The organism is Paraburkholderia sp. SIMBA_027 (assembly GCF_046535315.1).
GTDB classification, from domain to species: Bacteria; Pseudomonadota; Gammaproteobacteria; order Burkholderiales; family Burkholderiaceae; genus Paraburkholderia; species Paraburkholderia tropica.
This window is the reverse complement of the sequence record NZ_JAWRWY010000504.1, coordinates 1-275: the sequence shown is the minus strand read 5'-3', so window position 1 is coordinate 275 and position 275 is coordinate 1. Positions and strand designations below refer to the sequence as shown.

1 pseudogene is annotated in these 275 nt (G+C 64.4%); it reads right to left on the bottom strand.

Annotation, left to right across the window (positions count from 1 at the left end):
• Positions 1 to 275: pseudogene (locus SB764_RS40010) on the bottom strand (cobyric acid synthase CobQ); the annotation flags it as partial.

Here is a 275-nt window from a genome sequence, read left to right as displayed (position 1 = left end):
CCACCAGCACCAGATCGGCCCGTTGTTTCAGGTGCTCGAAGCTTTCCAGCACGCGCGGCAGCAGCCCGGCCTTCATGTGCTGGTAATCGGCGGCTTTGGCATTGCCGACAATTTTACCCTGCACCACCACCTGCGCGCCGGTTTCGCTCTGCGGCTTCAAAAGCACCGGGTTCATGTGAACCGACAGCGGAACGCCCGCTGCACGCGCCTGCAGCGCCTGCGCGCGGCCTATCTCGCCGCCATCGGCGGTGACCGCGGCATTGTTCGACATGTTC